Source organism: Brevundimonas sp. (assembly GCF_044336875.1).
Lineage (GTDB): Bacteria > Pseudomonadota > Alphaproteobacteria > Caulobacterales > Caulobacteraceae > Brevundimonas.
In genome coordinates, this window is sequence record NZ_JBIIOP010000020.1 from 33,554 (window position 1) to 60,313 (window position 26,760).

The following is a 26,760-nucleotide window of genomic DNA, read 5'->3' on the forward strand; positions in this document are numbered from 1 at the left end:
CTTGCCGTCGTCTGGAGCATTTTGCTTCAGGCGACGGCGAGCGACGACAGCCCGTTCCGAACTTTTCTAGCTACGGGGCGGGCTGTCGGATGCGGCCAGTCGTCTGCTTGCAAGACCTCCAAATTCCATCGCCCCGTGTCGCATTGTCGGTGCAGCCGAGATGACCGGTTTTGGCGCTTCTCAGACTTGCCGCCAACGGCTGCGGGTGACTCATGTCCGCCTTCTGGAACGTTCGCTTTGCGCTTGAATCCTGGCTTTGAAGTCAGGCGCGCCGTCTCGCCCTTGTCGCATCCCTGTCGCGAGCGCGGAGGCAGGGTGTCATGCGGCTGTGGCATGGGCGGCCCATGCAGCCCCCCTCGCTAGATCGCAATCGTTGGCTGGCGGCCGAGGTGCTGCCGCATGAGGAGGCGCTGCGAGCGTGGCTGAAGGGCTTTGGCGGCGCCGCATCGGCCGAGGTCGACGACCTGATCCAGGAAACCTATGCGGTCCTGGCCATGCGGTCGACGGTGACGGATATCGTCGACGGTCGGGCCTATGCCTTTCAGGTGGCCCGTTCACTGCTTCTGCGGTCGGTTCGCCGCGCCAAGATCGTCTCCATCCACGCGGTGGCCGACATCGGTGAGTTGGAGACGCCGGACATGGCGCCGTCGCCCTTTCAGCATGTCGCCGGGCGTGAAGATCTGCGACAGGTGATGGAGGTCATCGCCGCCATGCCGCCCCAGACGCGGCGGGCGTTCGAACTGCGCCGGCTACACGGCCTGTCGCAAAGGGACATCGCCCGGCGCATCGGCGTTTCAGAGAACACAGTGGAAAAACACATCGGACGCGGTATTCGGCTGCTGATGGAAAAATTCGGACGTGGCGGAAAACACCCGCGCGCTGCATCTACTCATCAGGAGACGGATCGAACCGTCTCGACGTCCACCGAGGAAGGCTCACTGAATAATGCCGCAACGCGAGACAGCCGACGCTATAGCTGAGGCGGCGTCCGACTGGGCGGCGCGGCTGGATCGTGGATTGTCGCAGGCGGAGCAGGTCGAACTCGAAGACTGGCTGGACGGCGACAATCGTCGTGTCGGCGCCCTGGCGCGGGCTCGGGCGCTTATGCATCACGCCGAGACCGCCCTGACGGAAAGCGCGCCAATGCAGGCGTCCACCAGGCGGCTTCTGACGACCCGGCGCGGTCTTCTGGCGGGCGGGGGCGCCCTGGCAGCCAGTCTGTCGGCGGGTCTGTGGGTCGCGACGCGACCGAAGGTTGTCGCCAGCGAGATCGGCGAAATTCGACGTGTCTCTTTGGAAGAGGGTTCGTCCGTGACCCTGGGGGCCGATACGCGGATCATCCCCCGTTTTTCGCCGGCTGAACGCCTGGTCGAACTGATCGCCGGCGAGGCCTTTTTCGACATTACGCCGGACGTGGCGCGACCCTTCGTGGTTCTGGCGCAGGGGCTGCGTGTGCAGACCGAGGCGGCGGCCTTCGGGCTTCGCGTGATCGCCGGGGTCGCCCCTTCGGTCCTGGTGGAGCGAGGCAGGGCGCAGGTGCGGACCCGCGACGGCCAAGACGTCTTACTGCAAGCCAGCGAGCGCCTGGCCCAAGTCGATGCTTCGGCGCCGCTGGTGGAGCGACTGACGCCCGACGCCGTACAGCGTGGTCTGGCTTGGCGCGTCGGTCAGCTGGCGTTTGAAAGCGAACCCTTGGCGCGGGTGGCGGACAGTTTCCGCCGCTACGGCCCGGTGCGGATTGAAATCGACGACCCGGCCTTGGCGCGCGAGCCTGTGACGGGGCTGTTTTCCGCGTCCGACCCCAAGGGATTTGCGACCGCCATCGCCGCCAGCCTGGGCGTGCGGGCGCGGATCGAAGGGGATGTGGTCCACCTCGAACGCGCCGGCTGAGATTTCTTTTCGGCCGGAAGGGCGGAAGCGACCGCGTCCTGCATCTAGTCCGTGAAGCCGACGATCGTCGGTCTCCGCAGGGGTGTAAAATGCAGTTCAAGATGATGTGCGGCACGGCGATCGCCGTGGTGATGGCGTGCGCCTGGCAACCGGCCCAGGCCCAGGTGCGGTCCTTCGATGTGCCCGAGCAGTCGGCGTCGACCGGCGTCCTGGCGTTCGGACGTCAGGCCGGCCTGCAGATCGTGGCTCCGGCCGCCGATCTGGCGGGCAAGCGGACGCGCGCGGTTAAGGGCGAGATGAGCGTGGATGCGGCGCTGGCGCGTCTGATCGACGGCGTGGGTCTTCAGGTCGTGGCGCGCAACGGCGCGATCGTCAGCCTTGCCGCCGCTCGACCGGCTGCGGCGAACGAGACGGCCGACATCGGCGATGTGGTGGTGACAGGTTCGCGCCTGGGGCAGAGCGCCCGTGACGCCGCCACCCCGGTCGCCGTCGTCAGCGCCGAGGAAATCCGCCAGTCGGGTGCGCTGAACATCGAGGAGTTGTTCAACGACTCGCCGCAGTTCGTGCCGTCCACCAACGGCGGGGCTTATGGCAATGTGGTGCCGGGAGGCGCGGCGGACGCCAATCTGCGCGGCTTCGGCGCGACGCGGAACCTGGTCCTGGTCAACGGCCGTCGTTTCACCCTGTCCGGTGCGGAGCAGGTCACGGATCTGAACACCATCCCCTCGACCCTGATCAGGCGGACCGAGATCGTCACCGGCGGTTCGTCGGCGGTCTATGGTTCTGACGCCATCACCGGCGTCATCAACTTCGTGATGCGCGACGATTTCGACGGCGTGGAGTTGAACGCCCAGGTCAATGTCGACAGCCCGACGACCACCCCGACCTATAACCTGGACCTGACAGCCGGCCGGAACTTCGCTGGCGGACGGGGCAATATCACCCTGGCCGCCAACTATCTGGATCGCGGCGCGGTGACGCGGGCGATGCGGGGCGACTTCGCGCCTCAATGGCTGGTCAACGGCTGCGTGACCCCGGAAACCCATGACCCGCGTGGGGCCGGAACGCCTGTGACTGTTCCGGGCAATCAGACCTGCCGCGAGGCCGGCGGCGTGCCTGGCCTGGTCGCCAGCGGCAGCGGCGATATTCCCAACGGCCGTTTCACCGGCGTGCCCACGGTCGGCTCCTCAGGCTCCAACGCGGGTCTGGACGCCGCCCTTGTCGCAGCGGGCCTGGGTGGACTGGGTTCGCGCGGTTTCACCTTCGATGACGCCGGGGCCAGCGCGCGGCCGGCGCTGAATCCTGAGGACAATTACAATCTTCAGCCGCCCAACTATCTGATCCTGCCGCAGAAGCGCTGGATGCTGAACGGCTTCGGCCACTACGCCGTCAACGACCGCACGACCGCCTACGCCGAACTGCACTTCAGCCGCAACGAGGTGGACGTCCAGATCGCGCCCGCCAGCATCGGCGGCACGGCGCTGTTCGACGTGAACAACCCGTACCTCAGCCCGGCCATGCAGGAGGTCCTGCGCCAGCTGGACCTGAAGGAGACCGCGACCACAGCGACGAACCGGCCCGGCGATGGTCTGGCCAGCCTGACCTACGCCCGCCGCCTGGAGGAGGTCGGTCCCCGGATCAACCGCGGCCGTCGCGACGTGGCGCGGGTTCTGGGCGGCGTGCGCGGGGAACTGGGAGACGTATCCACCTCGTACCTTCGCAACCTGTCCTATGACGCCTACTACAGCTATGCGCGCACCGAACAGGTCGACACCCAGCACGGCAATATCTCCCGCAGCCGGTTCAATGCGGGCCTGCGCTCGCAGAACGGTCAGGCGCCGCTGATCAACATCTTCGGTCAGAACATGTCGGACGAGGCGGTCGCCGCTATCATCGGCGACGCCACCAACCGCACCGAGAGCAGCCTGCATGTCGCCTCGGCCGTGCTGAAGGGCGACCTGTTCGACCTGCCGGCCGGAACGGTTCCGTTCTCGCTGGGCGTGGAATGGCGCAGGTCGGAGGTTGAATACACCCCGGACGACTTTCTGGCCTCGGGCGATGCTGTCGGCTTCCCCGCTACCCTGCCGACCCAGGGCGAGGTTTCCGCGCGCGAAATCTTCGGCGAGGTGAAACTGCCGATCCTGGCCGATCTGCCGATGGTCCAGCGCCTGGGTCTGAACGCAGCCTTCCGTTACTCGGACTATGACCTGGAAGGCGTCGGCGGGGTCTGGACCTATTTGGGCGGCGCCGAGTGGCGCCTGAACGACGATCTGGCCTTGCGCGGCCAGTATCAGCGGGCGGTGCGGGCGCCCAACGTCGGCGAACTGTTCGGCGGCCTGCGCCAGAGCGGCGAAGCGGCGGTCGATCCCTGCGGCCCGCAGCAGCCCGTCGCCGGTCGCACCGCAACGGTTCGCGCCCTGTGTGTCGCCAGCGGGGTTCCGGCCGATGTCGTCTTCACCGACGTGGTCCAGCCGAACAACACGGTCACGGCCGTCTATGGCGGCAATCCGGATGTCGGGGTCGAACAGTCGGACACCTACACTTTCGGCGCCGTGTTCACGCCTAGCGCTGTGCCGAACCTGTTCCTGTCAGCCGACTATTTCGACATCACCCTGGACGGCGCCATCGCGGCCCTGGGCGGCGGTCTGAACAACACCCTGAACCTCTGCTATAATGTCGTTCAGGATCTGGGCAGCGAGTTCTGCCGCGCGGTTACCCGCAATCCCACAACCGGCGAGATCGGCAATGGTTATTCGGCCCAGGTGCTGATGGCCAACACCGGCGCGCTGGAAACCTCGGGCGTGGATCTGGCCGGCCGCTACGGTCTGGACCTGCCGTTCGGTCTGCCGGGGCAGGGTCGTTCCAGCCGTCTCAGCCTGTCGTCGAACTGGACCTGGACGCAGGACCTGACCACCACGCCGGTGGCCGCCATGCCGAACATCCGCAACGAATGCGCCGGCGCCTATGGCAACACCTGCGGCGAGCCGATCCCCAAATGGCGCGGCGTGACCCGTCTGACCTGGAGCGACGGTCCGCTCGATCTCAGCCTGCGCGCCCGCTACATCGGCGCGGTCACGGTGGACACCTATCTGCTGCCTGTCCGCAGCGGAGCGGCGGCGCCGGCCATGGCTGATCTGGTCAATCCCCGCATCGGCTCTCAGACCTATTTCGACCTGTCCTTCGCCTATCAGACGCCGAACGGCATGCGTCTGTACGGCGGGATGAACAACCTGCTGGATCGCGATCCGCCGATCGTGGCCAACCCGCGCGCCAATACCTATCCCACCACCTATGACGCCATGGGCATGGGCTTCTTCCTTGGCGTGACCGCCGCCTTCTGATCCCCACAGACGGTCACGCCGGACCGCCGGACGGATGATCTCCGTCCGGCGGTATTGACGCCTGATGTGGCTGGCGGCGAATAGCGTCGGATCCTGAAATCCGTTCCGCTCCAATCCCACCGCGCGCTCTGAGGACGCTGCAGGGGCGGCTGTCTTGCTGAGGCCTGTCAGCCAGGCCAGTCGAATGCGATCCGAGTTTCGCCGTTCGGTTCCGCTTCCGAAGTAAAGCGTCGTTCGACGATCAGTCCGACGCCCTGGGCGTCGATGGCGATGACCGTGCTGCAACGGGAGCCGTATATCCGGTTGCGGATGAATAGGGGGGCGGCGGCAGGATTTTGCGGGTCGAGCACGCCCCTACCGTCGGCCAAGACCTCCAGCAGCGTGTCTGGCTCCGCTTCATCCTGGCGCAGCCAGGCGGCGACGGCTGTTTTCAGCCGCTCGGTCTTGGTCCAGGGCGTGTCCAGCGTCGCATTCGACAGGCCGTAGAGACCGGGCGACAGGTCGCGAACCTCGGCCTGAGGATGGTTGCTGGAGAAGACCGCTTGGTCTTCAGCGATCGTGATCAGATTGAACGGATTATAGTTCGACAGGATATCGGGCGGCGGATGGCCGGACCCGAGCGGATCGGTCAGCAGGTCGGTCAGCAGCAGGCCGCGCGAGGGGGCCGCCGGATCGGCCGGGCCGCCGGTGTGCCGATTGGTGACGACGGCCAGACGCCCGCGCTCGGACACGCCAAGCCAGGTCCCTCCGGACGCCAGGTCTCGCCCGGCCAGGAGTTGCGGGTCTTCGGTCCAGCGCGCCAGAGCGGCGGCTGGCCGGGTATGGAGTTCGTCGCGATTGGCGGCCAGCACCAGTCGCCAACGGGGATGGGCTCGCCAGGCCAGGGCCAGAACGCACATTGGGTCGGTCGCTTTTCTTGAAGGAGAGGCCGGCCGCGCGAATTGGGGATGCTCGGCCGGGACGGCAAGACCGCCTAGCGTGTCACCGCGCGGGCTTGGGCCAGTTCCCGGCGCGCCACGACGAAGTCGGCCTGGAAAGTCGGATCGGCCTTCAGCGCCGTCACCAGGGCGGCGCCGACGATCCGGCCGGCCTCGACGTCGCTGGCGTAGTGGACGCCGCAGATCATCCGGCTGTCGCCATAGGCCAGGCCACGCGCCAGGATCTGGTCCGCACGGTCCGGCGCCATCTCGGCCAGCACCAGGGCCCAGGCCCAGCCCAGGGCCGAATGGCCGGACGGATAGGAACCGCTGGCCGCCAGCCAGGGCTCGGGCGGGAAGCAGGTTTCGGCCGGTTCGGCCACGAAGGGGCGGGGGCGGGTGAAACCGCGCTTGGCCGGCGTCTGGATGGTTTCCAGGTCGCCCAGCATCCGGCCCAGCAGGCGGGTCAGGGTCGGCATCTTCTCGGGGGTGAAGTCGACGCCCAGCGCCTCGTCGAAGACGCGCGGGGCGGACGGGGTCTCGATCTCATTGTCGGTGCGGGCCTGGTCCCAGCGCGATGCGCCCTTCAGGGCGCGGGTGGCGCGATAGATGGCGATGTCGTCCTGTTCGCGCAGTGATCCGGCCGGCGGCGGGGGCGGCAGGAAGGCGGCGGCGTTAGGCGCGTGCGCCTTGTCCAGATACCCGTGTGGATGGTCGCGGAAACCTGTCCAGAAGGTCGGCGTCGAAGCGGGGGCGGAGACGCAGCCGAAGAGGGCGAAGGCCAGGGCGGCGGCCGTCAGGCGGCGACCGAGAGGGAAGATGCTCATGAAAACTCTGGAACTGGGGTGGTGTTAGGCCAACTGGGCGCCGGGACGGCCGTCCTCGACGACCCAGGTGTTCAGGGTGGACAGGCTCGCCTTCGGATCGCGCACGTCGCTGATGGCCTGATAGCGGGTCGTCATTCGGTCAGGGGTGATGTCCATGGTGAAATAGCCCCGCACGCGGCTGTCGAAGAACTTAATGTGGGGGTTGGCGGGCATGGCCGACATCAGCCCCTCGTAGGGCGGGCCGCCCGAGGTGATGGAGGTGCCGACGAACTCGGTCGCCACGACGGGCGAGGTCTCGTCTTCGCTGTCCAGCAGGACGTCGTTGGTCCAGAAGGAGTGGTAGTCGCCGGCCAGCACCACCGGATTGCGCGGCTTCAGCCTGTGCAGGGCCTGGGTCATCCGGTCGCGCGCGGCGGGGAAGCCGTCCCAGGTGTCGGTCCAGTAACGGGTCTCGTCGCCCCGGTTTTCGAACCGCAGTCCGGCCATGACCAGATCCTGGCCCAGGATGTTCCATTGCGCCTCGGTACGGGCCAGGCCGTCGTACAGCCAGCGCTCCTGCTCGAAGCCCAGGAAGGTCCGTGACGGATCCAGCCGGTCCGCGCACTGGGCGTCGGTGACGATCTGGCCCTTGGCGCCGCCCTCATCGATGCAGGCGCCGCGCGAGCGATATTGGCGGCCGTCCAGCATATAGAACTCGGCCAGCTTGCCGTAGCGGATGCGCTTGTGGATCGGCATCTGCAGCCGGGCGTCGACGCGGGTGCGACGGATCGGCATGGCCTCGTAGAAGGCCTGATAGCCGGCGGCGCGACGCTGCACGAAGTCGATCGGCTTGCCCTGCCGGTCGGGCCAGACGCCGGAGTAGTTGTTCAGCACCTCGTGGTCGTCCCAGGTGACCAGGCAGGGGGCGGCGGCGTGCAGGCGCTGCAGGTCGGCGTCGGTGCGGTGCAGGGCGTAGCGGTTGCGGTAACCGGCCAGGGTGGTGGCCTCCTCGAAACCGTAGTTCCGCACATTGGTCGCCGCCCGCTCGCCGGTACGGCTGTATTCGTAGATGTAGTCGCCCAGGAACAGGGTCAGATCCGGCGCCTCGTCGGCCATATGGCCATAGGCGCTGAAATAGCCGACCTCCCAGTTCGAGCAGGAGGCGACGGCCAGTTTCAGCCGATCGACTTCGGCATTGGCGGCAGGCGCGGTGCGGGCCAGGCCGACCGGGCTCTGCTGCCCGGCGGCGGTGAAACGATACCAATAGGGACGGCCAGGGTTCAGGCCCTGGACCTCGACATGGACGGCGTGGGCGCTCGAGGCGTCGGCGGCGACGCGTCCGGCGGCGGCGATGCGGGAGAAGCGCTCGTCGGCCGCGACTTCCCAGCGGACCTCAACCGGACCGTTCAGGCCGCCCAGGCCGTCGGGCGCGATCGGATCGGCGGCGAGGCGGGTCCACAGGACGAACCCATCGGGCCAGGGATCGCCGCTGGCGACGCCGAGGGGAAACAGATAGGCCCCGCCCGCCCCGGTATGGGCGTGGGCGCGGCCGAAGTTCAGCACCGCCGGGGCGGCGACCAGACCGCCGATCAGGGCGCGGCGGCTCATCGGCGTCGAGGGTTTCAACAGGGTCATCGGCGGCGTCCGGGAAGCGAAACAACAGGAAGAAACCGGCGGGTCGGAGGAACCGGCCCGCCGGGGGGGCTTCTCTTAGAAGTCCATCGTCAAGCGCGCGCCGATCGTGCGGCCTTCGTTCGGCGAACTGGTCGGGCGAGCGCCGCCGTTGAAGTTGTTGCGGGTCTCCTCGTATTCAGTGTTGAAGAGATTGCGCGCCCACAGGCCGACGCGCCAGTTGGCGTCTTCCGGCCCCATGCTGAAGTTGGCGTTCCACAGCCAGTAGCCTGGCAGGACCGAGGCCGAGGCGGCGTTGTAGATGCCGTCACGCTGGTTGTAGTTGGTCTCGGCGCGCCAGGCGAAGCCGCCCATTGACCAATCATAGGCGATGGAGCCGCCGTAGTTGAACTTCGGGAACTGCAGCGGTTCGCCCGAACGGTCGTTCGAGATGATGACGTCCCAGGGGCCGTCGACCGGATTGGCGGCGTTGGTGGCGGCGGCGTCGATAGCGAAATATTCGCTGTATTCGCCCTCCTTGTAGCCGAAGTTCTGGCTGATCGTCAGGCCGGAGATGGGCGTCCAGGTCAGCTCGATCTCGCCGCCGTAGATTTCCGACTTGGGCACATTGGTGATCTTGCCCAGCTGGCCCGTCTCGCGGCTGTATTCGGTCCCTTGAATCTGCTGGTTCTCGTAGTCGTAGAAGAAGACGGCGCCGTTGACCCGCAGGCTGTTGTCGAACAGGTCCGACTTGATGCCGGTCTCATAGGCGATGACGACTTCCGGCTTGAACGGGGTCTGGGACTGGCCGTTGTAGGTGGTGAAGCCGCCCGATTTCACCCCGCGCGCCACGCTGGCGTAGAGCAGGGCGCTGTCGGCCAGATCGTATTCCAGGCCGAAGCGGCCGGTCCATTCCGACAGCGAGGTCTCATAGGTCGTCTCCGGCCCGACCGCGACGTTCAGCCGGCGCGTGCCGGTCGTGGTCAGGGTGCGGTCTTCGTTTTCGTAACGCAGGCCGGCGATCAGGCTCAGACGGTCCGTCAGGGCGAAGCTGTTGTGGGTGAAGACGCCGATGGCCTCGACCGACTGGTCATAAGGGGTGTTGATCAGGTTGCGGTTGGCGCCGCGGAACTCGGTGTAGAAACCGCCGTCGATGCTTTCGTCGGCATAGTGGGCTCCGACCATCCAGTTCAGGCGACCCGCCTCGTTCGACAGCCGGGCCTCCTGCGAGAAGGCTTTGATGTCATTGTAGAAGTAGACGTCCGATTCCGCCGCCGGCGTGCCGTCCCAGTCGTTGTATTCCGAGCGGCTGAAGGTCTGGTAGGCGGTGATGGTGTTCAGGGTGGCCCAGCCCAGGTCGGCGCGGACGCGGGCGCTCAGGTCCAGGCCGTCGTTGTCGCGGCCGGGCTTGGCGTCCAGGCTGCGGCCGGACACTCCGGCCAGGGCTTCGGAAATCCGCCAGCCGGTGATGCGGCGGGCGGTGTCGGCCGGATAGGTGACGCTGCCGTCGAACACCGGATAGGCGCTGCGCAGCCGGAAGCCCAGGCCGTCCGACTTGTCGAGCGAATAGGTGGCGGACAGGTCGACGGTCACGTCCTGGGCGGCGTCCCAGGTCAGGCGGCCGCGCACGGCGGTCTTGTCGCGATCGCCCAGCTTCTCGCCGGTCGTGCGGTGATACTGCCAGGCGCCGCCCTGTTCGGTGACGGCGGCGAGGCGACCCCGCAGCCCTTCGACAATCTGGCCCGAGACATAGCCCTCGACCTTGTAGCGGTCGTAGGAGCCGTATTCGGCGGTGACCCCGGCGCGCAAATCGGCGGTCGGGGCGTTGGTGATGATGTTGACCGCGCCGCCCGTGGTGTTGCGCCCGTACAGGGTGCCCTGAGGTCCGCGCAGAACCTCCAGTCGGGCGATGTCGAACATCGCGCCCTGGGTGGTCACCGTATAGGGGTGGGCGACCTCGTCGACATAGACGCCGACGGTTGAGGCGTTGTTCGACGAATATTCGCGCGTGCCGATGCCGCGGATGCGGAAGGCGGGCTGACCGCTGCCGAACTGGCTGTCGACCTCCAGGTTCGGCACGACATTCTCGATGTCGTTGATGACGTTGACGCCCTTCTCGTCCAGGTCCTGGCCGCCGATCACGGACAGGGCGACGCCGACGTCCTGGCTGGACTGTTCACGGCGCTGGGCGGTGACGACGATGTCCTGGACCGTCGCGGTATGGGCTTCGGAAGCGGTTTGGGCCGCAGCGGGCAGGGCCGCCAGGGCGAGGACGGCGCTGGACGCGCCGAGCAGAAGACGTTGCATGTCGATCATCCATCGGGCGACGCGCGGGGACACCCCCTCCCTCGCACGCCGATGCGTTTCGGGACGTTGTCGAACAGCCGTTCCCTCCGGCCGTTGGTCGAGGCGTCTCACGCAGTGGGGAGGACGGGCAAAACCGCCTTCGTCGCGCCGGAAAAACAACTGTTCGACAACGGTTCGGCAATAGGTCGGGCGAGCTATGCTTTTGTGACGCTTGTCTGAAGTGTTTCTGTCAGTCTTGGGCGGGCGTTCGCATGCTTGCGGATAACGCGCGTTCTGTCAGGTGTGGCGCGCAACCAGCTGGCGTGCGGCGGTTTGAAGATCCATCGGCGAGAGCATGGTTCCGGTCGCACAGGCCGTCAGGGCGGCGGCCTTGATCCAGAGGGCGAACCGGGTCGCCGCCAGCCGGCTCAGGTCGAAGTCGGCGGGCCAGACCCCCGCGCTGTTGTAATAGGTGCCGCCGCCCTCGGGACCGCGCAGCAGCATGACCAGATCCCGCAGCGATGGATCGCGCCGGGCCTCCATACAGGCGCTGGCGATCAGCCTGACATATCGGACGTAGAAGCCTTCGGCTTCTGGCTGAGTCGAGACGGTCGGCGCCATGATCCGCGCCCAGCTGTCCAGGTCGGCGGCGGCCGGATCTCCCGCAGGACGCTGCCCGGCCAGGTAGCGGGGCATGTCGCGAAACACGCTGTGCCAGACGGCGTCGAGCACGAAACGCCGCATATCCGGCCAGTGATAGGCGATGGTCGAGGTGGAGGTGCCGGCGACGGCGCTGACCGAGCGGTTGGTCAGAGCGGTCACGCCGCGCGCCAGAATCTGATCCGCAGCTATGTCCAGCAGCTTGACCTGCATTGAGTCCGGCTCGAGTCCGGCGGCCGGCGCCTGGGGCAGGGTCAGGTTCTCACGATACCAGAAGGTCGCTGTCGCCGGTCCGTCAGCCTGGTCGAACGCGCGGTTGATCAATCCGCCCAGCCCCTCGTTTGCGATGACCTCATAATCCACTCGCGCCTGAAGCGCCCCCGCGTAAAATTGCTCGATCGTCGTAAAGTCGACCAGGACGGGGGAAAAGGCGGCCAGCCGGGGATCGGCGGAAAGATGATCGCGCCAGGCCGCCTTGCGCATGGCGTCCCATCGTCGGATCAGGTCCTGGCGTTCTGCGGAGTTTTCGCCTTCGACCAAAAGGGCTTCCCATATCCGCGCGAAGCCGGCCTCGTCGGAAGCGCGCCGACGCAGATAGTGCCGAACCAGCGCCAGAAGGCTATCCCGGCCAATGGGCAGGCCTGAGACCGATTGGAAAAACTCGGCATGGAACTCCGCGTCCAGCCGCAAGGCCTCTTCGCCCACGGACTGGATCAGTCCGGACTTGGCGCCAAACAGATTGACGATGACGGTCGTGCTCTTGCCGACCGCTTGGGCCAGATCGCGCATGGTCAGGCTGTGCAACCCGCTCGACGCGGCATGGGCGATCGCCGCGTCCACGATCTGTTGAGCGTCGGCGATACGGCTTGTCGCGTGGGCTTGGGGCATGGGTCTAGATGCGGCCCAAAGCGACAACTGTCGAGGGAGCGAATGCGGTGATTGGGCGAGGGACCCAAATGCCATCTTTGCGAAAACATGCCAATGCCCGTTGCTGGCGCGCCGACGACATTGGCGTGCATGGACGACTCTGATCCGAGGCGACGGTTTCGAATGTCGGCTCCGGTCGCGCCGCCGCCTGAAGCGGCTATCGGCCTTGATCTGTGATCTTCCTACGGCGGACGAATTGGGCTGCGACCGAGAAATCTCATTCCGCGTTGGCGTGGTGGCCGATGTCCACCTCAGCCGACGCCGCAGTTCACTCAGGGGTCGGGAGCTTGCCCGCGCGCATGGCGGCGACCACGCCGCCATCGATCAGCAGGTCGCTGCCGGTGATGAAGCCGGCGTCGGGACCGAGCAGGAAGCCGGCGGCGACGGCGATTTCTTCAGGCGGCGCCATGCGGTTGGCGGGTGATGCGGCGATCATGGCGCGGTAGCCGTCGCCGATCGGCGAGTTCAGTTCGTGCTGAGCCAGAGGCGTCGATACAATCCCGGGGCTGATCGCGTTCACCCGCGCGCCTCTGGCGCCCCAGGTGACGGCGGCCGCCTGGACCCGCAGGTTGTTGGCGCGCTTAGCCATCATATAGGCGATCATCGAGTTGGGCACGGCGTCCGCCGTCAGGAACGGAAGGGCGAGCAGATCGTCGGCCGGGGAGTAGGCGAGGGCGTGGTCCTCTTCAGGCGTCAGGGCGGGCAGCATATGCCCGGCCATGCTGGAAATGATCAGGCCGGCGCCGCCCTCGGCGATCACGCGCTCGAATTCCTCGAACACCACGGCCGAGCCGTAGAGATCGACCTCCATGACCCGCTCGGGCGAGGCCATGTTGGGCGACAGGCCGGCGGTGTTGATGACCTGCATCACGCGACCGAGCGCAGCAGCCTTGTCCGCCAGCGCCCCGACGGAGGCGCGCGAGGAGACGTCGACGATCTGGGTCTCGACGCTGTAGCTGGCGTCCGCCAGGGCCGTCGCGGCCCCTTGCAGCGTCTCGTCTTTGAAGTCGGCCAGCAGGATCGTCTTGCCGAAACCTTGCCGGCGCGCGATCGCCTGGCCGATGCCGCCCGCGCCGATCACCACAACAACATCAGCCATCCGACAATCTCCCCGGCCGCTGGCCGTTCCGGCGAGGCGCAGAAGCGCGCCCCAAATCTGAGAGCGCTTTACGGCAGGAGTGATTGGGTGATTATCCGGCTAGATCGGCATGACGTGATAAGTTGAAAGACTGAATGGCGGTCTTGCAGGTCAGCGTGGTCGGTAGCGCAGGGCGTCGACGATCAGGGCGAAGGCCGGCGAAAGCTGACGGCGGCTGGGGTAGTAGAGGTGATAGCCCGCAAACGGCGGAGACCAGTCCTCCAGCACGCGGACCAGCTTGCCGGCCTTGACCGGGGCCAGCACCTCTTCCTCCAGCACGCAGGCCAGGCCGACGCCGTCGAGCGCCGCCTGAACCACTACGGCCATGTTGTTGAAGGTCGTTCGACCCTCGACGCGGACGTTCAGTTCACGGCCGTCCTTACCGAACTCCCAGGCATAGAGCCCGCCCAGGGTCGGCATGCGCAGATTGATGCAGTCGTGCCCGGTCAGATCGTGGGGTGTCTCCGGGCGGGGATGCTGCGAGAAATAGGCGGGAGAGCCAACCACGGCCATTCGCATGTCGGGGCCGATCCGAACGGCGATCATGTCCTTGTCGACCTGCTCCCCCAACCGAACGCCCGCGTCGAAACGATCGGCGACGATATCCGTGAGCGTCCCGTCGATGGACAGTTCGACGCCGATGTCGGGATAGGCCGCCATCACCCGGCGGATGGCGGGCCACAGCACATGCTCCGCCGCGTGCTGACCGGAGGTGATGCGGATCGTCCCGGCGGGCTTCTCGCGAAGGTCGCTGATGGCGGACAGTTCGCTGTCGATTTCGTCGAACGCGGGCCGCAAGGTGCGCATCAACCGCTCGCCGGGATCGGTCAGGGAGACGCTGCGCGTCGTCCGGGTCAGCAGGCGAACGCCAAGACGGGTCTCGAGTTTGCGCACGGTCTGGCTCAGCGCAGACTGGGAGGTGCCCAGGCGCGCCGCCGCGCGGGTGAAGCTGCGCTCCTCCGCCACTGCCAGAAAGGCGGACAGGTCGCCGAGTTCCTCACGCCGCATCCATAAGTTCCGGATATAGGTTCATGGCGACCATGACGTCTAATCCACCGGATGGCGACGCGCTATCTCGATGGCGCATCAGGGGATCAGGCGAGCCGTCGCTCGCGCCCTGGCCGCCGCATTCAGGAGCAGACATGAAGACCCGCACACTCGGCGCCCTCGACGTCTCGGAGATCGGCTTCGGCACGATGAGTTTCGCCTCTACCTATGGCGAGGCGCCCGACACGACTGAGGCTGTCCGCGTCATCCGTGGCGCCCACGCCAGGGGCGTCACCCTGTTCGATACGGCGGAGGCCTATGGGCCTTTCACCAACGAGGTGCTGGTCGGTCTGGCGCTCGCGCCGATCCGGAACGAGGTGGTCATCGCCTCCAAGTTCGGGTTCAACATTGATCCCGAGACCGGGGTGCGCCAGCCAGGCCTGAACAGCCGCCCCGACCACATCAAGCGCGCCGTGGAGGGCATGCTGACCCGGCTTGGGACAGACCGGATCGACATCCTCTACCAGCATCGGGTGGACCCGGACGTCGCCATCGAAGAGGTCGCCGGCACGGTTCGGGATCTGATCGCCGAGGGCAAGGTGAAGGCCTTCGGCCTGTCGGAAGCCGCCGCCTCGACGATCCGCCGGGCGCACGCCGTTCAGCCCGTCACCGCCATCCAGAGCGAATATTCGCTGTGGACGCGGGAGCCGGAACCCGAGATCCTGCCGCTGTGTGAGGAACTGGGCATCGGCTTCGTGCCGTGGAGCCCGCTGGGCGCCGGCTTCCTGACCGGCAAGATCGACAAGGCGACCAAGATCGACGCCACAGACTTCCGGGCCCAGTCGCCGCGGTTCACCCCGGAAGCGATTGAGGCCAACACCGCCCTGGTGACGCTGCTCGAGTCGGTCGCCGAGTCCAAGGACGCGACCCCCGCCCAGATCGCCCTGGCCTGGCTGCTGGCGCAGAAGCCCTGGATCGTGCCGATTCCCGGCACACGTCGTCTGGACCGTGTCGAGGAGAACCTCGGCGCCACAAACCTGCGCCTGACGGCCGCCGACCTGGCCGATATCGAGGCCGCCGCCTCGAAAATCGAGGTGCGCGGGGAACGCTTGCCCGAGGCCGTGCTCAAGATGTCCTACAAGTAGGCGCGGGGAGTATGACCAAGGTCCTCATCCTCGGCGGCGCAGGCCAGATCGCGCGCGTCGCCACGCGCCTGTTCCTGGATCGGACTGATGCCGACCTCACCCTCTATCTGCGCAAGGCGGAGAGGCTGTCCAAGCTGGCGAGTACGCCGCGTGTCCGCCTCGTCGAAGGCGACGTGCTCGACGCAACGGTCCTGACGGCGGCAGTCGCTGGACAGGACGTCGTCTACGCCAATCTTGACGGCCAGATGGAGGCGCAGGCGCGAGCCATTGTTTCCGCCATGACCGCGGCCGGCGTCCGCCGTCTGATCTTCATCAGCTCGATGGGGGTGCATGACGAGATCCCCGGTGAGCGGACCGGCGCGATCCTCGATCCCTATCGCAGGGCGACGGCGCTGATCGAGGCGTCCGACCTCGACTACGCCATCATCCGTCCCGCTTGGCTCAATGACCGGGACGAGATCGCCTATGCCACTACGGTGAAGGGCGAGCCGTTCAAGAACGCGAGCGCGACTGTGTCCCGCAAGAGCGTCGCCGACCTCGTCGTCAGACTGGCGACATCGCCGGGTGAAGGCGTCCGGCAAAGCCTTGGAGTCCACGCGGAATGAGACGCTCCCGGGTGAATCAGGCCAACCCTCTTGGCTGCAGCCGGCGAATGACCGGTTTGCGGCGCGGGGGAATGTCGGCGCTTGGCGCGAAGGCGACCACCGACGAGCTTGGCCGCCTCAATCGTCAGGATGGAGTCAGCGCCGCCAGACCTAGCGGGGCGCTCCCCGCCGCTCCAAGATTTCGGCGATGGGGTCGAAATGGTCTGGACGATGGGCGCGCACGAAGGGGGTGATAGCCCGGGATGCGCTTGTCGCCTATGAATGATAGCTTTAACAATAAAAAAAATAATCACGGGCGGACGGTATGCAAGCGGCGGGACTGAGCGGTTTTGTGTTGGCGGCGACGTTGGCCTTTGGCGGCCCGCCTGGTGGTTCCCAGGCCCAGGCCCAGGCCCAGGCCCAGGACCGGCCGACGACAAGGGCGCTGGTGATCGACGTCACTGCGCCTTTCAGGCCCCGCGACCGCATGGCCGAGTTCTCTATCGGCGCCGACTATCCGGGCACGACGATCCGCGAGGACGCCTTGGCGCAGTTGAAGGCGGCGCGCGAGGAGTTGGGGTTTCGCTACATCCGCTTCCACGACATCTTCCACGACGACATGGGCGTCTACCGCGAGGTGGACGGACGCCCGGTCTATGACTGGACCAAGATCGACCAGCTCTACGACCGATTCTTGGCCATGGGGATCAAGCCTTTTGTCGAGCTGGGCTTTACGCCGGACGCGATGAAGACCTCGGACCAGACCCTCTTCTACTGGAGGGGCAACACCTCCCACCCGCACCCCGAGAAATGGACAGGGCTGATCGACGCCTTCGTGCGTCATCTGATCGACCGCTACGGCGCCGCAGAGGTGCAGAGCTGGTATTTCGAGTTCTGGAACGAGCCAAACCTGGACGGCTTCTGGGAGCGGGCGGATCAGGCGGCCTATTTTGATTACTATGTCCGCACGGCGGCGGCGATCAAGGCGGTCGATCCGATGCTGCGTGTAGGCGGTCCGTCCACGGCCGGCGCAGCCTGGGTTCCCGAGTTCCTGGCCTATGCAGATCAGCACGGCGCGCCGGTCGACTTCGTCACCACCCACACCTACGGGGTCGAGGGCGGTTTCCTGGACGAGAAGGGCGAGGGCGATAACAAGCTGTCGCGCAATCCCGACGCCGTCGTGTCCGACGTGCGCAAAGTGCGGGCCGAGATCGAGGCGTCAACGCGGCCGGGCCTGCCGCTATTCTTCACCGAGTGGAGCACCAGCTACAACCCGCGCGATCCGATCCACGATGACTATTTCGGCGCCGCCTATGTTCTGACCAAGTTGCGCGAGAGCGAGGGCCTGGTTCAGGGCATGAGTTATTGGGCCTTCAGCGACCTGTTCGAGGAGCCCGGGCCGCAGACCAGACCGTTCGATGGCGGGTTCGGCCTGATGACGCCCCAGAGCGTGCGCAAGCCAACCTGGTTCGCCTACAAATATCTGAACAGCCTGGGCGACCGTGAACTGTCCACCGGCGACGATCAGAGCATCGCCACATTGAAGGGGGAGACGGTGCAGGTGCTGGCCTGGCGCTATGAACTGCCGGATCAGCCGATCAGCAACCGGCCCTTTTTCCGCCAGGTGCGGGAGCCGGCGACGGCTGCGCCCTTGCGGATCGAGGTGCGAGGCCTGCGCCCCGGTGTTCACGCCGCCAGCGTCCGCCGCGTCGGGTTCAAGGCCAACGACGCCTATACCGCCTATCTGGAGATGGGGGCGCCGGCGGCGCTGACCGACGCCCAACTGAGCGATTTGCAGGCTCTGACGCGGGATGAGCCGGAGCCCCATGTCGTGATGGTCGGCGCTGATGGGCGCGGCCGGATGGAGGTGCCGATGCGGGTCCATGACGTGGTGATGGTGGAGATCGAACCGCAGACGCAGGTCGCGCGATGAGCCTGATCCGACGCAACCTCTTCAAGGGCGCCCTGTCCGGCGCGGCGTCTGCGACCTGATCCATTCGGTGGAGGTGCAGTCGCCGGGCCCGTTCGTGACCCTCAACGATAACCTAGACGCCCCCCCGTTGGCGGCGACCCGGGAGATCGAGCTTGCGCGTTTGGAGGGAGACTGAGCGGATCCTGACGGCGCCGCCGCACACGTCGTGCCCGGACTGGGCCGCGTCTATCGGCGGGCAAGGCTACGCCTGGTCGCCTCTCCGGAGGGGTCGATCAAAGCTGTCCGGGCGGAAGCCGGACGTGACTGGACGGATCGGTCAGTTCGAGTGCTCGCCAGGAGGATGACCCGAAACTCGGCGATCAGCCGGAACTTAGGCCCTGGTCTTCCGCTGAACGTCGCGTTCTCGGTGTGCGGCGGATGTCTGCCCCTGCCGCCGAGCAGCCTTCTTGCGCGCCGAACTGGGTCGGCTATCGATCAATAGCGCCAGCGCCCGGGAGGCGAACTTGAGGCGCGTAACTATATATGTCGCCGAAAAAACGACGCCGTCTCACTGACGCGCGCGCCAGGCAGCCACATCCTCCGCCGTCACATCCCCCGCATAACAGAGCGGGGTATAACCCCCGGCACGATTATAGGCGCTGCGTCCCCCGCAGCGGCTGCCGTTGCGCGCCGTATTGTAAGGGCAGGGGCAGTTACCCGGATAGTTGTCGATCGAGGCGCGGATGATCTGACGTTTGATCGCCGCCGTCGAAAGCCCGCTTGAGCGTCGCGGTTCCTCCTCTCGGCGTGGCCGTTCAGGCTTGGGCGCGGGGGGGCTCTCTTGCAGATAGCTCGACTTGGCCCAGCACAGGACGTCGCCCTTGATCTGCGACCAGCCGCCATCAGTGCGAAGCACGCCGACATTCTCACCCCGCTTGAGAGATCGCAGCGACAGGCTCTGCGCGGTGGGCCCGGCGCGGCAATTGAGCGTGTCGGGTTGCACATAGCGCCATGTGGCCGGAACTGAAGCGCTGGGCGCGCTCAACAGCGTAGACGGCGACGGGGTGGCGGCGTCCTCCTTTCCGCACTGGCTGAGCGCGGCGATGCCTAAGGCGCCCAAGATCACCCAGCCCAAACAGCCGGAAGCCTTTTGATCGGCCATCTGTTTCCCCCTGGAGAGATCAGATAGCGGCAACCAAGGCGGGTGTCGATGCCACCTCAAACGGCCGGTAGGCCGCGAGCATAAGAATCGTCTGGCGGCGGAGGGCTATGACGCAGAACAAGGCGAAGTACTTGCTCTGCAAAATGTCCATATCGGCCGAATACTGATCTTTCTTCTTAATAAACAACAGATTAACCGCATCTTGGCGGGTAACCGGAGGCAACAGCGACTTTGGCTATGATGATCCGCGCGGCCGCTTTCGAATGTCCGCTTGATGCCCATGCGCCAATGACTGCAGTTGGCGCTTCTGCGACAACGCTCCCGCCGTATGTTCATAACCCAAGGCGGCGGCGGGCGAGGCCTGTTATACTTGGCGGTTCTTCGGCCCGATGGCGCCGTTGAAGACGTTGAGTCGTTTCACGTCATCAATCGTCGGCTAAGAAGCGCAATGGCGATTGCGACCAGAATAGCCGATGCAAGACCTAGGTAACCGGTCCCGAGCAGCCAAATGCGCAATCCGACGTGGCTTGATCCCGCCAGCTTCAGTCGTGTTGCGTAGATCATCGCCCCCGTCGCAGACAGAATGGACAGGGCGGCTCCGAAGACGAACCAGATCAGTTTTGTGGTCAGTCCGCCCCAGGTTCCGAAATGCAGAGGATCGGCGGCTTCGGACAGGCGTTGGTGCGCGGTCATGTCCTGGGCCCGAGAGACCTGGGCGGGCGCGCCGGCAGCCAGATCCCACCAGACGGCGTTGGCGTCGTCGCGGACCAGAAGTGCCTCGGCCTGACCCACCACGATCACGCCGCCGTCCTCGGGGAAACGCAGGCCGGTGACGTGCAGGGCCGGATAGGCGCGGTGCGTCTCGGCGATGATCCTGTCGACCTGGGCGCCGGTCGGAGGCGCGGCGGCGGCAAGCGTGGGCTCGTCAATCTCCGGCGCCTCGCCTCCGCCCCATTCGATAAGATACCAGAGACCGGTCAACGCCATCAGCAACAGGAAGGGCAGGGACCACAGGCCCAACAGCCGGTGCAGGTCGCCCGAGAAACGGCGCAGGTCGCCGCGTCGTCCCGTCATCGGCTTGGGCAGGCGGCGGAAGCCGCGCCACCATTTCTTGTAGACCCAGAAGGAGGTGACGAAGATCGCCAGCAGCGGGAGCGACAGCACCGTCACGAACGGCAGGCCGACGTCGGTCGGCAGCATCAGATGCCGGTGGGTTTCGCGGAGCGCTCGCTGGATGGTGTAATAGCCGGTGGTCCCTGTGACCCGTGCGGTCCAGGGATCCACCTGGATGCGAAAGTCCTCGCCCCGTCCGTCGACGGCCAGGACGTCGACGGCGAAGCCTCTCATTCCGGGGCGATCGAATTCGTCGAGTCGACCTCCCGGCCCCAGTCTGGCTTGCGCCGCCTCGACCCAGTCGCCCCAGGAGGCGTAGGCCTGATCGCGGACGGGCACGCGCATCGATGGCCGCACCAGCCAGTCCAGTTCGTGGGCCACCGTGGCCAGGGTTCCGGTGGCCATGACAAAGGTCATCAGCAGGCTGAGCTTCAACCCCGCCCAGTGATGCACCGTCCACCAGGCCGACCGCTTGGGCGGGGCCTTCTTCGGTCGTCCCGTCGTGGAAGTCTGGCCCGTCGTCACGATCAGAAGCGCGCCCGGACCAGAATGGAGAAGGCGCGGGGCGAGCCTGGATACAGGTTGTTGTCGCCCTGGACCCCCTCGACGTAGAATTCGTCGGTCAGGTTGCGGGCATGGATCGACACCTCGACCCGATCGGTCAGGTCGAACTGCGCCGTGGCGTCCAGTGTTGCGTAGCCGTCGACCTCGAAACTGTTATCCAGATCGACCTGGCGACCGCCGACCACAGTGACGCCGCCGCCGAGGGTCAGGTTGCGGAACTCCGGGCCGAAGTCACGGCTGGTCCACAGGCGACCGCTGTATTCCGGCACGCCGTTGAGGCGATTGCCGACGGCGAAGACGTTGTCGCGCGTGATCTCGGCGTCCAGCAGGGACAGATTGCCCATCAGACGCCAACCCTCGGCGAGCTCGCCCGAAACGTCGATCTCGAAGCCGCGGACCCGCTGCTCGCCGGTCAGGATGGAAACGTCCGGATCGGTCGGATCTTCGGTCGCTACATCCTGTTTGGTGATTTCGAAAGCGGCGGTGGTCAGAGAAAGGCGGCCGTCGAGAAGATCAAACTTGGCGCCGAGCTCGAACTGCTGGCCGCGTTCGGGCGTCAGGGGCGAGCCGTCGATCGTCTGTCCCGACTGCGGCTGGAAGCTCTCGGTGTAGCTGCCGTACAGCGAGGCCCAGTCGGTCGGCTGGTAGATCAGACCGGCGCGGAAGGTCAGTTCGCTGTCGTCCGTGCGGGTATTCTCGTCGTTGAGGCGGTCGTACTCCTCCGTCTCGACCGCGTCATGGCGCAGGCTGAACAGGGCCTTCCACCGAGACGACAACCGGACCTGATCCTGCAGGAACAGGCTGATCATCTCGACGTCATAGACGTAGCTGTTGTTGGTCGTGGTGACCGGGATCGGCGTCACGCCATAGACTGGGTTGAGCATGTCGATCGAACCGATGTTGGCGCGGCCCGAATGGAAGTCCATCTGCGCCCTGCTGCTTTCGACGCCGGCCAGGATCTGGTGCTCGACTGGACCGGTTGTCACGTCGATCAGGGCGTCGGCGCGCAGGTTCAGGTCGTTGGAGTCCTCTCTCCGATCTGTGATGCGACGGCGGACCGTGCGGTTGTCGTCCTCGACGCCCTGCAAGTCGACGGCGTTGTCGTCCTGGACCAGGGCCTCGGAATAGCGCCCGGTGGCGCGAAGCTGCAGCCAGGGCGCGACCTGGCGCTGGGCGACCAGACCGGCGACGGTCTTACGGGCCTCGGTGATCGACCAGGCCTCGCCCAGATAATGGTCGGCGGCCTCGACGACGTGACCGTCGTTGTCGGCGATCAGGCCGCGGTCGAACGGCTGGGACTGATCGACGTGATCCAGGGTGAAGTCGACTTGGGTCAGGTCGTCGGGGCGCCAGCGCAGGGCGGCGGCGGCGAAGCCGCGCTCGCTGATGGCGGCGCCGTCGCGGAAGCCGGCGTCGCTCTGCACCGCGCCGGTCAGTCGCCCGGTCAGGCTGCCCGATTCGTTCAGCGCGCCGGAAAGCGAACCCTCAGTGCGATAGAAGTCGTAGCTGCCGACCTGGACGGCGACGTCGGCGGCGAAGTCGGCGGTCGGGGCGCGGGTGACGATGTTGATGACCCCGCCCGGCTCGCTGAGACCGAACATGACGGAGGAGGGGCCCTTCAGCACCTCGACCTGCTGGACATTGGCCAGGTCGAAGAAGGCCTCGGGCCGGTCCATGGCGCTGGTCAGCTGGAAGCCATTGATGGCGTAGCGCGGCGTGACGAAGCCGCGGATATTGTAGGTCTCGCCACGGTTTCCGCCCGTGCCGTTCAACTGGACGCCGGAGACATTGGTCAGGGCGTCGGTCAAGCGGACGGCTTGTTGGTCCTCCAGCACTTCACGCGATACGATCTGTATCGACTGGGGCACGTCTCGCAGAGGGGTGTTGGTGCGCGTGGCGGTCGCCGACTGATCGACGCGATAGCCGGCGCTCGGGCCGGCGCCGATCACAAGAATATCCGAAAGCTGGGTCGATGCCGGCTGGGTCGAGGCCAACTGGGGCGCTACGGCCGGGTGGGGCGTCGTGGCTGACGGCGCGGCGGGCGCAGAAGCTGGCGCGACGATCTGCACCGTCGCGCCATTGTAGCGGAAGGTCAGGCCGCTGCCCTGGAGCAGTTGCGTCAGGGCGGCCCGGGGCGACAGGGCGCCGCGCACCGCCGCCGAGCGGCGCTCTCGGACCAAGGCGCTGGGCGCCGCCAGCTGGACGCCGGCCTGGCGGCCATAGGCCATCAGGGCGCCGGACAGGCTTTGGGCCGGAATGTCGAAGGTCCGGGTCTGACCGGCCTGGATCGGTTCCAGGGCCAGGGCGGCGGACGGCGCGGCGAGCGCGAGCAAGGAGGCGCAGGACAGCGCCCGGATTTTGATGATCATCTCTGTATCCCATGGCATGCAAGAGCTTCGCAATTGCACTGTCGGGACTAGGACGAACGAGACGCGACGATCTTCACGCCGGGATGATTTTATTTTTCGACGACGGTCCGCAGCACCCAGGGCGACAGGCGTTCGACACGGGCGCCGAATGGAGAGACGGCGCCGTCCAGGGCGGCGACCGGGTCCTTCAGGCTGAACACCCCTGTGACCCGCTGCCGGGCCAGGGCCGGCGGCGGATCCAGGATCACGCCTCGGAAGTGGGGTCGCAGAGCGGCGATCACCTCATCGACTGTGGCGTCCTCTACCGCCAGTTCGCCGAAACGCCAGGCGCCGACGACAGCCGGCGAGACGGCCTCGCGCCGGATCGCGCCGGATCGATCGACGATCAGTCGCTCGCCGGGGGACAGTCTTTCGGCGCGGCCCGCCGTGTGAACCGCAACCGAGCCTTCGGCGAGGTCGACGGTTACGACGCCGTCCGACCTGCCCACCGAGAAGCCTGTGCCGGTGACCTCGACGTCCACAGCATCGGCCTTGATATGGAAGGGCCGGCTTCGGTCATGGGCGACGGCGAAATAGGCGCGTCCCTTGCTCAGGGTCGCGCCCCGGTTCGGCCCCGGGTTCGGGATCACGACCGCTCCGGCGTCCAGCGTCACCTGACTGCCGTCCGCCAGGGCGACCTGACGGGTCTCGCCGACGCCGGTGCGGACCCGGCCTTCCACGCGAGCGTCGATCAGAACATAGCCAGCGACGATGGACGCTGCCGCCGTCGCCCCGGCGAGAGGAAGGCCGGTGCGACGAACAAGGCGGCGCAAGGAGGTGCGTCGGACAGGGCGCACAGCTTCGCCGCCCGTTGCGCGCCACAGGCGTTCGGCGCTCTCCCAGATTTCGGCGTGATCAGCGCTGCGGGCGCGCCAGGCCTCAATCCGCGCCGCCATCCGCGCCTTGTCGCGCGCCTCGTCGCGTTCGAGCAGCAGGGCCGAGGCCTCGGCGATCAAGGTCGTCCTGTCCTGGTTGGATGGGTTCATGCCCGTCGTCTCCCTGCGGGTTCTGTCGCCCGACCCGAAGGTCAGACGAAATTCCGCACCGAATCTTCACGATCGGAAGCAGTCGTGTCGAGCAGTCGAGCGATGCAATGGGCCAGGGCCGCGTGAACCAGTTTGTGGGCCTGACCTTGGGAGATGTGCAGCGTCCGGGCGATCTCAGTATAGGTCAGGCCGTCAAACCGATGCAGCGAAAAGGCGCGCCGTGTGGTGACCGGCAGGTCGTCCAGAGCCCGCAGGACCAGGCGCAGGTCGTCTCGTTCAGCGATCTGCTGTTCCGGATCGGCCCTGTCGTCCAGGGCCGCTTGCAAAATGGTCTCGCCAGCGAGGCCACTGACCTCGCGGCCTGAGCGGCGGACGATATCGATGGCGAGATTGCGAACCACGCGGAACAGATAAGCGGCGGGATTGTGGGCGGCGTGGACGACATCGGCCGCCTTGAGCCACGCCTCATGCACCACGTCCTCCGCCATCGACCGGCCCACGATGGCGCTGGCGCTGTCGATCAACGCGCCGCGATGCTTCTCAAACAGCTGGGTCGATGTGTCGTGGGTCGGGGGCACGCGTCTGTGGATTGGCTGGCGACGGGAAGAGCCTCCATGACTGATGCATAATGAGAATGACTCGCGCGATCAATCGTGTTCGCGTTCAAAGTTTCGGCAGGACACGCATCCGTCGCGAGCCGAGCGCGCGCTTCGGGATGAGGAGGTCGCAGCACACCGGCAGGGAACTGCGGCCTCGCAACGGTCGAGGCTGCTGATCATTGCTGTTTCAAGCCGGGCTCAATCATTTGCGTCGTCTCGTGAGTGGCGCGCCCAGCCCCTATCGTCGCTACGGCGCCGCCATAGACAGCGCGGCTTCAAGGTTCTGCGCCGTGCGCAGACGGTTCAGCCTCTTTCAAACGGGCGGGGGCGGCGACATTGACCGACGCCCCGGCCCGTCCATTTTCTCAAACAAGGTCAGGGTAGGATTCCGGCGCGAAGAGGACCCAGTAGATCCATTTCGGGCGCCCTCTTTCAGGCTTCTGGCAAGATGCCGGCCCTTCTTCTTTGCTTCAGAAGTCGAAAGGCGAGCGCGCCTGCGGGTCAGACAGGCGAACTCAAACTTGCCCTGGCGGGTGGCGGTCGATCAGGCTTTGCGCTGAACGACGCACCCCGCCCCGCCACTAGAATTCCGCCCAACCCTGGTTGTCCGCCTGGGGTTTCAGGGCGGCGCCGCTGCGCCCCGCGGTCTTCAGGGCGTGGACCATCCGGTGCACTGGATTGACCGGCGCCGCCTCGCGGGGAGCCGCAGCTCGGGCCGGAGCGCCCGCAGTGACCTGACCCACGCGGAACTGGGCGACCGACTCCTGCAACGCCTGGGCCTCCTGGGCCAGGGAGTGGCTGGCGGCGGTCGACTGTTCGACCATGGCCGCATTCTGTTGCGTGACCTGATCCATCTGGTTCACGGCGGTGTTGACCTGGGCCAGGCCGACGGCCTGTTCCTGGGCCGAGGCCGCGATCTCGCTGACCAGACCGTCGATCTCGGCGACCCGGTCCACGATCCGCTGCAGGGCCTCGCCGGTCTGACCGACCAGTTTCACGCCCGAGCCGACCTGGGTGGTCGAGGCCGAGATCAGGGTCTTGATCTCCTTGGCGGCCTCCGCCGAACGCTGGGCCAGGGCCCGGACTTCGGAGGCGACCACCGCGAAGCCGCGGCCGGCCTCGCCCGCCCGGGCGGCCTCGACCCCGGCGTTCAGGGCCAGCAGATTGGTCTGGAAGGCGATCTCGTCGATGACGCCGATGATCTGGTTGATCTGCGACGACGAGCCCTCGATGGCCTGCATGGCCTGGACCGCGTCGCGGACGATGACGCCCGAGGTCTCGGCGTCGCCCTTGGCCGACTGGACCACGTCCGAGGCCTGACGGGCGCCGGCGGCGGTCTTGTTCACCGTGGCGGTGATCTCGTCCAGAGCGGCGGCGGTCTCTTCCAGGCTGGCGGCCTGCTGTTCGGTGCGGCGCGACAGGTCGTCGGCGGCCTGCGAAATCTCGCCGGCGCCCGAGCGGATGCCCGCCACATTGCCCAGGACCACGCTCATGGCCTGCTGCAGCTGGGCGATGGCGGTGTTGAAGTCGGTCTTCAGCTGTTCGGCGCGCGGCGCGACTTCGGCGGTGAACCGATGCGTCAGGTCGCCGTTCGACATGGCCGACAGGCCGCCGGCCAGCGCCGTCAATGCGATCCGGTCCTCTTCGGCGACACGCGCCTTCTCGGCCTCGTTGGCCAGGCGCTCGTTCTCGCTCATCGAGCGGTGAGACGCCGCCTCGGCCTC

At 66.6% G+C, this 26,760-nt stretch carries 20 protein-coding genes; 6 read left to right on the forward strand and 14 right to left on the reverse strand.

What is annotated here, in order from left to right; all coding sequences use genetic code 11:
- Positions 1-344 precede the first annotated feature (344 nt).
- The 3 genes from ACIQ1T_RS16675 (at position 345) to ACIQ1T_RS16685 (ending at position 5,231) form a co-directional block, all read left to right on the forward strand.
- On the forward strand, positions 345-980 hold the full coding sequence (locus ACIQ1T_RS16675; RefSeq protein ID WP_395945679.1) for an RNA polymerase sigma factor: 636 nt from the start codon (positions 345-347) through the stop codon (positions 978-980).
- Positions 946-1,890 (forward strand): FecR family protein, encoded by a 945-nt coding sequence (locus ACIQ1T_RS16680; protein WP_395945680.1) that lies wholly within the window; start codon positions 946-948, stop codon positions 1,888-1,890. Before ACIQ1T_RS16675 ends, ACIQ1T_RS16680 begins: the two co-directional genes overlap by 35 nt.
- An 89-nt stretch (positions 1,891-1,979) precedes the next feature.
- Complete coding sequence (locus ACIQ1T_RS16685) at positions 1,980-5,231, forward strand: TonB-dependent receptor (protein ID WP_395945681.1); 3,252 nt, start codon at positions 1,980-1,982, stop codon at positions 5,229-5,231.
- A gap of 167 nt (positions 5,232-5,398) precedes the next feature.
- On the opposite strand, the gene ACIQ1T_RS16690 is transcribed toward ACIQ1T_RS16685, so the two are convergent.
- The 7 genes from ACIQ1T_RS16690 to ACIQ1T_RS16720 form a co-directional block, all read right to left on the reverse strand.
- Entirely contained in the window at positions 5,399-6,130 is a 732-nt protein-coding gene (locus ACIQ1T_RS16690) for an NRDE family protein (protein WP_395945682.1), read from the reverse strand.
- A 74-nt stretch (positions 6,131-6,204) separates the two neighbouring features.
- Entirely contained in the window at positions 6,205-6,975 is a 771-nt protein-coding gene (locus ACIQ1T_RS16695; protein WP_395945683.1) for a phosphatase PAP2 family protein, read from the reverse strand.
- A 24-nt stretch (positions 6,976-6,999) separates the two neighbouring features.
- Positions 7,000-8,589, reverse strand: a complete 1,590-nt coding sequence (locus ACIQ1T_RS16700; RefSeq protein ID WP_395945684.1) for an alkaline phosphatase D family protein — start codon at positions 8,587-8,589, stop codon at positions 7,000-7,002.
- A 75-nt stretch (positions 8,590-8,664) separates the two neighbouring features.
- Positions 8,665-10,872, reverse strand: coding sequence for a TonB-dependent receptor (locus ACIQ1T_RS16705; RefSeq protein ID WP_395945685.1), 2,208 nt, complete (start codon positions 10,870-10,872; stop codon positions 8,665-8,667).
- A 276-nt stretch (positions 10,873-11,148) separates the two neighbouring features.
- On the reverse strand, positions 11,149-12,399 hold the full coding sequence (locus ACIQ1T_RS16710) for a TetR/AcrR family transcriptional regulator (protein WP_395945686.1): 1,251 nt from the start codon (positions 12,397-12,399) through the stop codon (positions 11,149-11,151).
- 307 nt (positions 12,400-12,706) lie between these two features.
- The gene (locus ACIQ1T_RS16715) at positions 12,707-13,537 is read right to left on the reverse strand and encodes an SDR family oxidoreductase (RefSeq protein WP_395945687.1); all 831 of its coding nucleotides are present in this window, start codon (positions 13,535-13,537) and stop codon (positions 12,707-12,709) included.
- A 150-nt stretch (positions 13,538-13,687) separates the two neighbouring features.
- Entirely contained in the window at positions 13,688-14,584 is an 897-nt protein-coding gene (locus ACIQ1T_RS16720) for a LysR family transcriptional regulator (RefSeq protein ID WP_395945688.1), read from the reverse strand.
- 134 nt (positions 14,585-14,718) lie between these two features.
- On the opposite strand from ACIQ1T_RS16720, the gene ACIQ1T_RS16725 reads away from it, so the two are divergent.
- The 3 genes from ACIQ1T_RS16725 (at position 14,719) to ACIQ1T_RS16735 (ending at position 18,225) form a co-directional block, all read left to right on the forward strand.
- Positions 14,719-15,708, forward strand: a complete 990-nt coding sequence (locus ACIQ1T_RS16725; RefSeq protein ID WP_395945689.1) for an aldo/keto reductase — start codon at positions 14,719-14,721, stop codon at positions 15,706-15,708.
- 11 nt (positions 15,709-15,719) lie between these two features.
- Positions 15,720-16,313, forward strand: coding sequence for an NAD(P)H-binding protein (locus ACIQ1T_RS16730; protein WP_395945690.1), 594 nt, complete (start codon positions 15,720-15,722; stop codon positions 16,311-16,313).
- A gap of 331 nt (positions 16,314-16,644) precedes the next feature.
- The gene (locus ACIQ1T_RS16735; protein WP_395945699.1) at positions 16,645-18,225 is read left to right on the forward strand and encodes a cellulase family glycosylhydrolase; all 1,581 of its coding nucleotides are present in this window, start codon (positions 16,645-16,647) and stop codon (positions 18,223-18,225) included.
- Between the two features lie 547 nt (positions 18,226-18,772).
- On the opposite strand, the gene ACIQ1T_RS16740 is transcribed toward ACIQ1T_RS16735, so the two are convergent.
- The 7 genes from ACIQ1T_RS16740 to ACIQ1T_RS16770 form a co-directional block, all read right to left on the reverse strand.
- Positions 18,773-19,366 (reverse strand): SH3 domain-containing protein, encoded by a 594-nt coding sequence (locus tag ACIQ1T_RS16740; RefSeq protein WP_395945691.1) that lies wholly within the window; start codon positions 19,364-19,366, stop codon positions 18,773-18,775.
- A 19-nt stretch (positions 19,367-19,385) separates the two neighbouring features.
- The gene (locus tag ACIQ1T_RS16745) at positions 19,386-19,589 is read right to left on the reverse strand and encodes a hypothetical protein (protein ID WP_395945692.1); all 204 of its coding nucleotides are present in this window, start codon (positions 19,587-19,589) and stop codon (positions 19,386-19,388) included.
- Between the two features lie 194 nt (positions 19,590-19,783).
- Positions 19,784-21,004: a PepSY-associated TM helix domain-containing protein gene (locus tag ACIQ1T_RS16750; RefSeq protein ID WP_395945693.1), complete on the reverse strand. Its 1,221-nt coding sequence runs from the start codon at positions 21,002-21,004 to the stop codon at positions 19,784-19,786.
- 2 nt (positions 21,005-21,006) lie between these two features.
- Positions 21,007-23,412 (reverse strand): TonB-dependent siderophore receptor, encoded by a 2,406-nt coding sequence (locus ACIQ1T_RS16755; RefSeq protein ID WP_395945694.1) that lies wholly within the window; start codon positions 23,410-23,412, stop codon positions 21,007-21,009.
- 89 nt (positions 23,413-23,501) lie between these two features.
- On the reverse strand, positions 23,502-24,437 hold the full coding sequence (locus tag ACIQ1T_RS16760) for a FecR family protein (protein ID WP_395945695.1): 936 nt from the start codon (positions 24,435-24,437) through the stop codon (positions 23,502-23,504).
- Positions 24,438-24,478: 41 nt separating this feature from the next.
- Positions 24,479-25,015 carry an RNA polymerase sigma factor gene (locus ACIQ1T_RS16765; RefSeq protein WP_395945696.1) on the reverse strand — a complete coding sequence of 179 codons (537 nt, stop codon included), beginning with the start codon at positions 25,013-25,015 and terminating at the stop codon, positions 24,479-24,481.
- 602 nt (positions 25,016-25,617) lie between these two features.
- A partial coding sequence (locus tag ACIQ1T_RS16770) for a methyl-accepting chemotaxis protein (RefSeq protein ID WP_395945697.1) occupies positions 25,618-26,760 on the reverse strand: 1,143 nt, incomplete at its 5' end.